The 7,994-nt window shown below is 37.5% G+C and carries 8 protein-coding genes and 1 tRNA gene; 1 reads left to right on the top strand and 8 read right to left on the bottom strand.

The features are described from left to right. Window positions 1-66: 66 nt before the first annotated feature. From HMPREF2988_RS01145 to HMPREF2988_RS13715, 6 genes are all read right to left on the bottom strand, one after another. A complete protein-coding gene (locus HMPREF2988_RS01145) occupies window positions 67-1,086 on the bottom strand; it encodes a 2-hydroxyacid dehydrogenase (RefSeq protein WP_070769837.1) in 1,020 nt (339 codons plus the stop codon). Between the two features lie 21 nt (window positions 1,087-1,107). Next, window positions 1,108-2,163, bottom strand: a complete 1,056-nt coding sequence (locus HMPREF2988_RS01140; protein ID WP_025478486.1) for an AEC family transporter — start codon at window positions 2,161-2,163, stop codon at window positions 1,108-1,110. A 352-nt stretch (window positions 2,164-2,515) separates the two neighbouring features. Further along, window positions 2,516-3,664 (bottom strand): N-acetylglucosamine-6-phosphate deacetylase, encoded by a 1,149-nt coding sequence (gene nagA, locus HMPREF2988_RS01135; RefSeq protein WP_070769836.1) that lies wholly within the window; start codon window positions 3,662-3,664, stop codon window positions 2,516-2,518. Window positions 3,665-3,739: 75 nt separating this feature from the next. After that, complete coding sequence (locus HMPREF2988_RS01130; RefSeq protein WP_010732748.1) at window positions 3,740-4,576, bottom strand: helix-turn-helix domain-containing protein; 837 nt, start codon at window positions 4,574-4,576, stop codon at window positions 3,740-3,742. A 186-nt stretch (window positions 4,577-4,762) separates the two neighbouring features. Then, window positions 4,763-5,980: a pyridoxal phosphate-dependent aminotransferase gene (locus HMPREF2988_RS01125; protein WP_002303757.1), complete on the bottom strand. Its 1,218-nt coding sequence runs from the start codon at window positions 5,978-5,980 to the stop codon at window positions 4,763-4,765. 149 nt (window positions 5,981-6,129) lie between these two features. Continuing rightward, complete coding sequence (locus HMPREF2988_RS13715; protein ID WP_002335007.1) at window positions 6,130-6,291, bottom strand: hypothetical protein; 162 nt, start codon at window positions 6,289-6,291, stop codon at window positions 6,130-6,132. 74 nt (window positions 6,292-6,365) lie between these two features. Between HMPREF2988_RS13715 and HMPREF2988_RS01115 the strand changes: the two genes are divergently transcribed. Then, window positions 6,366-6,448: transfer RNA gene (locus HMPREF2988_RS01115), tRNA-Leu, on the top strand. 73 nt (window positions 6,449-6,521) lie between these two features. Here HMPREF2988_RS01115 and HMPREF2988_RS01110 read toward each other — a convergent pair. Together HMPREF2988_RS01110 and HMPREF2988_RS01105 are read right to left on the bottom strand one after the other, a co-directional pair. Beyond that, window positions 6,522-6,794, bottom strand: a complete 273-nt coding sequence (locus HMPREF2988_RS01110; RefSeq protein WP_002292700.1) for a hypothetical protein — start codon at window positions 6,792-6,794, stop codon at window positions 6,522-6,524. Between the two features lie 208 nt (window positions 6,795-7,002). After that, window positions 7,003-7,695, bottom strand: a complete 693-nt coding sequence (locus HMPREF2988_RS01105) for a DNA-directed RNA polymerase subunit omega (RefSeq protein WP_070769835.1) — start codon at window positions 7,693-7,695, stop codon at window positions 7,003-7,005. Window positions 7,696-7,994: the final 299 nt, after the last annotated feature.

Here is a 7,994-nt window from a genome sequence, read left to right as displayed (position 1 = left end):
TGAAGCTGACCACTTCTGTCACAACCTCTATTTTTAAACATATTAGTGGTGCGTGCCCATGTTTCCTTATTTTAATTGACGCGCTTTAGGAAGAGATATCTCATTTTTCGTTTTTCCAGTTTCTATTATTTCGCGGAAGTTCTCGAAGCTTGTCGAAATCATATTTGACAATGCCTCATCTGTATTTGAACCTACATGAGGGGTTATAAGAACTCTAGGGTACAATTCTACTAGTTGCTGGATAGCAGGATCTGGAATCGTCTCCCATGGCTTGAAAGATCGGAAAAAGACATCTGTTTCATTTGCAAAAACATCGGTTGCAAAACCAGCTAAATGTTCACTTTTCAAAGCTCTTAAAATAGCTTCATTATCTTGAAGCTCTCCACGAGCTGTATTGATCAAGATACTGCCTCTTTTCATTTGAGCCAAAAATCCTTCATTGATCATTTGATCGTTTTCACCTGGGATATGAGGTACATGGATACTGACGATATCGCTTTTTGCTAACAATTCTTCGAGTGAGTGAAACGTCAATACTTTTTTAGCAGCTTCTGTCTGATGGATATCATAGCCGATCACTTTGGCTCCTAGGCCCTTAAACAAAACCGCTTCCGTCAATCCTATTCTGCCTGTTCCTATGATACCTACTGTGCAATTTCTGATTTCACGGCTAAACATTTGTTCATCCACTCGAAAATCTTTGAAAGATGTTCGGATCGTCGTATACGCTGTATTTCTCAAAAGCATCATGGCAAAAGTCAAAGATAATTCTGCTATAGCATTTGGCGAATATGATGGGACACGGGCTACTGTCATACCAAAATCAGCTGCCGCTTGTAGATTGATATGATTGACTCCCACAGTTCGGGTAAAAACATAGCGAATCCCATATTTCTGCATTTTTGCAAGATTGATCTCATCTGCTATACAATTTCCTCTCAGCAGTACAGCATCATGGGCCTTAGCTGATTCAATATTGTCATGCGTCAGTAGTTCTTCATAAAGACTCAGTTCATAATGGTAAATATTCAATTGCTCAAAAAAATCGATCTCATTCGGACGAACACCATAACATGCGATTCTCATACTTTCCTCCTCCATTTCCTATCAAAACAAACCTATGCCGTGAATCATTTGCAATACAACGATCCATACAGGTGTCAGTACTACAGCAAAAATAGTTGACAGTAAGGATGCATTAGAGGCTAAAAGTGCCTCCCTATCAAAACTGATAGCATAGGCTGCTGCCACAGTTGCGGCTGGTGTAGCCATCATGATAACAATCGTTGCCAGTGCTTCAAAATTGACCGGTAGAATATTTGTTGCCGTCAAAACTGCTAAAATCACGATATTCAATGCAGGTACAAATACCACTTTGACTAAACTGTAATACCATGATGTTTTTTCAGAAGCAGCTTTTTTGAAACTTACTTCACCTAATGTTGCGCCGATTGCTAGCCATGCCAATGGCGAACTTAAACCAGCTAAATAATCCATTGGCTGAAATAGCCAAGGTGCTGTCTGGTCAATTCGCAAAAACGCTACTTGGCTTATCTCTCCTTCTGCACCTGTAACTGACACTTGTGGAAGATATCCTTGGAAAAGCCAAATGAAAAGGCCGGCAAAAGTAGCGATGATGATTGGATTAACGAACATCGCTTTGATATTTTTGGCTTCCATCTTCAAGCCACTCATTTTTATGTATCCATAAGAATACAAAAAGATCCGATAACCAATGTTGAAAATCGAGGAATACATCACGCCGACCGGTCCATAAATCGCACTGACGATCGGTGTCCCGAAAAAGGTCGTAGAACCAAAGATTGTCAGGACACGCAACGTTGATTGCTTATCCCCTTTATAACTTAAGAAAAATGGTCTTGAAACTAGAATAAGAATAATATAAATCACTAACCCCCAAATCAAGACATTGATTCCTTGCATCAATAGTTCTGTATTGATATCTTGCATGAAAGCTCGAAATGCAAGTGCTGGCAGAGCCACTGTTAAGACAACTTTCGATAGGATTTTTCCAACGGATTCAGAAAAAATTTCCTTTTTTCTACAAATAAACCCTAATAATATAATAAAAACTGTTGAAGTGATTGCACTAACAATCGACATATCTGTCAAAGTCGATCGGAAAATATCAAATAAATTCATCTTTTCCCTCCTATTGATGTTCAATTATTCACAATTAAAAATGCTTTTATTTGGCTAATACGTATTAACATTTTTTATTTTATCTTTATATTGTTAACTATTGAACAATAAGGAATTAAAGAAACTTTTGAAACTTATGTAAAGTGATATTCGTTAGAATACAAAAAGGAGCGTGGGACAAAAGTAAAGAACACTTTTGTCTCACGCTCTAAACACGTATAAACGGCGGAAGCAGAAGCAACTCCTTCGGAAATAAGCTGAAATTCACAAAAATTTGAAAAGCAATTTTCGTGAATTTCTTCTTATTTCTTGGAGTTAAACGCTTCTGTCCCAGCCTCTATCTTAGATTATATTATGCGTGGAAACGTTCCACACCATCTAGATAAGTTGCTTCCAATGTCATATCAGGGTTCAATACGATAAAGTCTGCGTCGCGTCCTTGAGCGATTTTTCCACATGTGTCATCGATTTTACAACTGATTGCTGGAATCAGACTACCCATCATGACTGCTTGTTCTGGTGTTGCTAGTCCCCAATCCACGACATTCTTAATTGCTTCTTTCAATTTCAAGATGCTTCCAGCTAAGTTGCCAGATTCCAAACGTGCCGTTCCTTCTTTTACTACTACCGGAAATTCACCTAAATTGTAATTTCCATCAGGCATCCCACCGGCCATCATACAGTCTGTAATTAAAGCGACATGCTCATGTCCTGCTTTTTCCATTAGGATTCCTGCCGCATTTGGATGTACATGATGTCCGTCACAAATCAATTCAGAAAAGACATGTTCTAAAGATAATAACGCACCTACCATACCTGGTTCGCGATGATTCAATCCGCGCATCCCATTGAAAGCATGGACAAATACGCTGGCGCCTGCTTCAACAGCTTTTTGCGCTTCTTCTAGCGTAGCGTTACTGTGCCCTAGAGAAACAACTACTCCTTCTTCAGTCACTTGTTTGACAAACTCTTCTACACCTTGACGTTCCGGTGCTAAAGCAATTTTTTTGATCAAACCGCCTGAGGCTTCTTGCCATTCATGGAAAGTATCCAAATCAGGATCACCGAAATAACTTGGGTTTTGTGCCCCTTTGTGTTCTTCTGTGAAGAAAGGACCTTCAAAATAGATTCCTTTGATTTTAGCTCCTGGTGCTTCCTGATACATTTTGCCGATTGTCTCAGCTACATCTTTTAAACGTTCTTTGCTTGACGTCAATGTTGTTGGTAAAAATGAAGTCACTCCACAAGATAATAGACCTTCAGACATCACTTTGATACCTTCTGCATCGTTGTCCATTACATCATGATTCATATAGCCGTGAATATGTGTATCTACCAAACCAGGAGCAATCCATTTGCCGCTTTGGTCAATGATGTTGACTTCTCCCTCAGGTAGTTCTTTGGTGTATTCACCAAAAAGCCCATCGGTAATTTCAAGATAGCCTGCATTTTTGACGCCTGACGCTAAAAAGAATTTGTCAGCATAGATAAAAGTTCTCATTCTATTCTCTCCCTTTGTTTTTCTACCTCTAAAGTACTCTTATTTAGAGAAGAAGTCAAGAATGGTCTACACCATTTATAGATTTTTTGAAATTTGTTTCACAGCTTGTGCCAATCCTTCATAAAATGCTGCTCTTTCTGGTTCTTCTTTACGCTTGTATATCAAGCTCTTAAGCACAAATAAATCATTGAGATAATAGTAACTATTTTTCTCTTGAGCCCAATAGATTCCTTGGTTCACCTGCTCTAGTGCTTCGTCAATTTCATTTTGATGGAATAAGAAATTTCCATAATTATAAAAAATTTGCGAAAATTCACTTTTTGATCGTTCATCAGCTGATTGATGCAGCAGTTGGATGCTTCGACTCAAATAGTAGCGGGCTTCAGCAGTTTTTCCTGCCACACCATATATTTTTCCGATACAACTAATCAGTTGTATTTCTGTGTCAGAGACATGGATTCTTTCTTTTTGGCTAGAGTAGCTTAATGCTTCTTTTAAATAATAAAGAGACTGAGAAATATTTTGACGCAACGTGAATTCACAAACACCGAGATAATAATAATATCGTTGAAAGTCAGCTGCTTGATACAGATTCTCAGAAATATCAGAAGATTTTAGTACTTGTTCTAACTTGCGATAATCACGTTTTTGGAAACAACTATCCAACAGTTCAAATAATTTATCGTTTGTCCGAGTAGTTTTTCGAGAGAGATTCATCACATGATCAATCGTTACTCCTAGCCGTTGACAAATCTGCATCATCACCAATACATTCGGCAGTTCCTCATTATTTTCGATCCGGCTTAGTACACTTTGTGAACAAATATCTTGCGAAAGCATCTTTTGCGTCATTTTTTGTTCTTTTCGAATCTCTTTAATGATTGTGCCAAAGGACTCGATTAACGTTTCCATAAGTATCCTCCCCAAAATATGCGTATTCGCATTCTATCCGTATTTTACTTTAGGAAGTCGCAAACTTCAAGAAAAGACTTGCAACTAAATAATATGACTTTAGTTATTTAAGAGATCTCCATTAGAAAGAGAGCCTCAGTATGTTTGTCTGTGGCTCTCTTTCTGGAAAATTTGCTTTTTTTAAAGTCACTTTTGTCGATATGTCGCTAAAAATTCTCTCATTTTCTTAGCCGTTTGTTTCAAATCATCCATTTTAGGAAGATAGACGATCCGAAAATGATCTGGCTGGTTCCAATTGAATCCGCCACCGTGTACGAGCAGAATATGATGTTCATGTAAAAAGTCCAAGACGAATTTTTCATCATCCAAAATATTGAATCGTTTTGTATCGATTTTAGGGAATATATAAAAAGCAGCTTTTGGTTTTACAGCTGAAAGACCAGGAATATCATTGATTGCATTATAGATATATTCTCTTTGCTCATAGATCCTTCCGCCTGGCAGGAGCAGCTCATCAACACTTTGATAACCGCCCAGCGCCGTTTGGATGATTTGCTGAGACAAGACGTTGGAACACAAACGCATGGAAGACAACATATTCAGCCCTTCTATATAGCCTTTGACGTGTGATTTATCTCCGCTTAGGACCATCCAGCCGACTCGAAAGCCTGCCACACGATGAGACTTGGATAGACCGTTCAGCGTAACAACGAACAAATCAGGCGCTAATGTAGCAATCGGAATATGTTCTAGGCCATCCATCACTAAGCGGTCATAGATTTCATCAGAATAAATAATCAGGTTATTTTGTCGGGCTACTTCAACGATTTCTTCTAATAATTCTTTTGGATAAAGTGCCCCAGTAGGATTATTAGGATTGATGATGACGATCGCTTTTGTCCGACTCGTTATTTTTGATTTGATATCATCAATATCAGGATACCATTCTGCCTCTTCATCGCAAATATAATGAACAGGTGTACCTCCAGCTAAAGCAATCGAGGCAGTCCACAACGGATAGTCCGGCATTGGAACCAGTACTTCATCTCCATTGTCTAGCAACCCTTGCATACACATCGTGATCAGTTCGCTGACTCCGTTTCCGGTATAGATATCATTGATCGTCACATTCGGAAAATGTTTCAGTTGACAATATTGCTCAATTGCTTTTCTAGCAGAAAAAATTCCCTTAGAGTCTGAGTAGCCTTCTGAATCACGGGCATTCATGATCAAATCACGAATGACTTCGTTTGGTGCCTCGAATCCAAAAGGTGCGGGATTTCCTGTATTCAATTTTAAAATACTGATGCCCTCTTCTTGCATCCGCTCTGCTTCTTCTAGAACCGGACCGCGAACGTCGTAACTAACACCTTCTAATTTGTTGGATTTTTCAAATTCTCTCATCACTTAGCCAATCCCTCATTTCAAAAAGTTAGAACTTTCCAAATTTTTTGTTATTTACTATTTCAATATCATACTCCATCCTAGAAAAATTTGCCACTTATTTAGGAAAAACATAAGTATCGAAAAAAACGCAGAGAAGCGCTGAGAACTTACTGGTCATGATAGTCATTCCATAGATTTGCTGCCCAATCCATTGCAATCCCACAAATAATTCCCAGCATCAACCCAAATAGAAAACGACCAAATGCAAGGCCAATCAATATGCCTAGGATCATCCCCAGTCCTGAAAATTCTCCGTCATATTTCTCCATCTTCATAAGACCTCCCACTTTTTGAGCTTGACAACTATGTAAAACCTCGCTATCATTATTGTGTTATTATTTATGCAGACGTGATGGAACGGCAGACATGCAAGATTGAGGGTCTTGTGAGCGTATGCTCGTGTGGGTTCAAATCCCATCGTCTGCATTTTTCTTTCAAAACAAGCGGCTAGGACATTTTTGTCTCAGCCGCTTTTCTTTTTCTCGTTCATTCTTTCATCTTATTGGACCTTTTTTCTTGGGTATAGACTTTTCTCATATTCTACCACAATTTTTGGTTTTCCTAACACATGATAAGATCTCACAACGAATTGTTTTCTATTATTGTAATATCCTGTAACAACTAGTTTCATCCCTTCGTCTACTTCAGCTAGGAAGTTCAAACTATGGGAAGCAATCAAACAATTGACCTCATTTAAGCTAAAACGAATCAGTGGTCTGGCGCTGACCTGCAACGTACGGATCTTATCTACTGTTCCATATTTTATCTCCATTGCCTTCACCTCATTACTATTATACGAACATATATTCCCTCTTGTAAAGAAGAAACACTTTTTATCTTGTGATTTTTTATCCAGCTATTTTTTTTAACGAACATATAACTCTTCTTGCGACGATGAAGGACTACTTATTAACAAAAAAGCGGCAACAGCATAATTGCTGTCGCCGCATTGCTGATCAAGGGTTACTTATCATAAAAGATTATTTACTCAAATGTTCTTCAACGATTTGTTGAGATTTATCAGCTGTATCTTCCACTTCGCCTTTTGCTTTTTCTAACTTTTGAATATATTGTTTCAAACTTGTGTTTTCAGCAGTTGCTTCGTCTAATTTTTTTTGCGTATCTGTTAACTGAGTTTCTAGATTTGCTTTTTCTTGTGTCAGTGTTGCGATTTGTTGGTTCAAACCATTTACAGTATTTTGTAATTCTGAAAGTTTTGCTTGTGCTTCTTGTAGTCTTGCCGTCCAATCTGCATTCAAACGATTGATTTCATCATTTTTTTGGTTGATTTCGTCTAGTTTCGCATTGATTTCATTTTGTTTGCTTTGTAGTTGTGCATCCTTGCTGACTAATTGACTTTCTAAGTTTTGTTTTTCTGCTGCCGATTGATTTTTTTGGTTTTCTAATTCATTTACTTTTGCTTGGTATTCTTGGACATCTGCCTTTGAATCTTGCAATGTCTGTTCTTTTTGTGCTAGTTGTGCGGTAAGATCTGTAATCTTTTGCTCTTTATCTGTCAACGTATGGTCAAGCTGTGTCAGATTCTCATTGATTGTATCGATATCTGTCTCTCCACCCCACAAAATAATTTCATTTGCGTAACGCGTGCCTGTGTAGCCAATTAGACATAGAAATGCAACCACAATCCCACCAGCAATAATTTTCTTTTTCATTATGTAGCTCCTTCATTTAATATTTTTACTCACTAAAAGTAAGTGATTTCACATGCAATGTCAAGCACTTTTAAATTACAATTGTAATTTTAATAGAAACGCTATTAAATTCTCATTTAATCTTCCTTTTTTATGTATCTGCAAAAACTTTTCATAGAGAAAAATGTACCTTAACACTTTCTTAAATATAGATGTATAGTAAAAATAAATGAAAAAAAATTAGTTTTTCTTAAACGTAATCCTTTTCATTTCATAAATTACTGTGTTTATTACAAAAAACGTGGATTTGTCATAAATTG

Source organism: Enterococcus sp. HMSC061C05, from assembly GCF_001814765.1.
GTDB classification, from domain to species: Bacteria; Bacillota; Bacilli; order Lactobacillales; family Enterococcaceae; genus Enterococcus_B; species Enterococcus_B lactis.
This window is presented reverse-complemented; position numbering and strand designations above follow the sequence as displayed.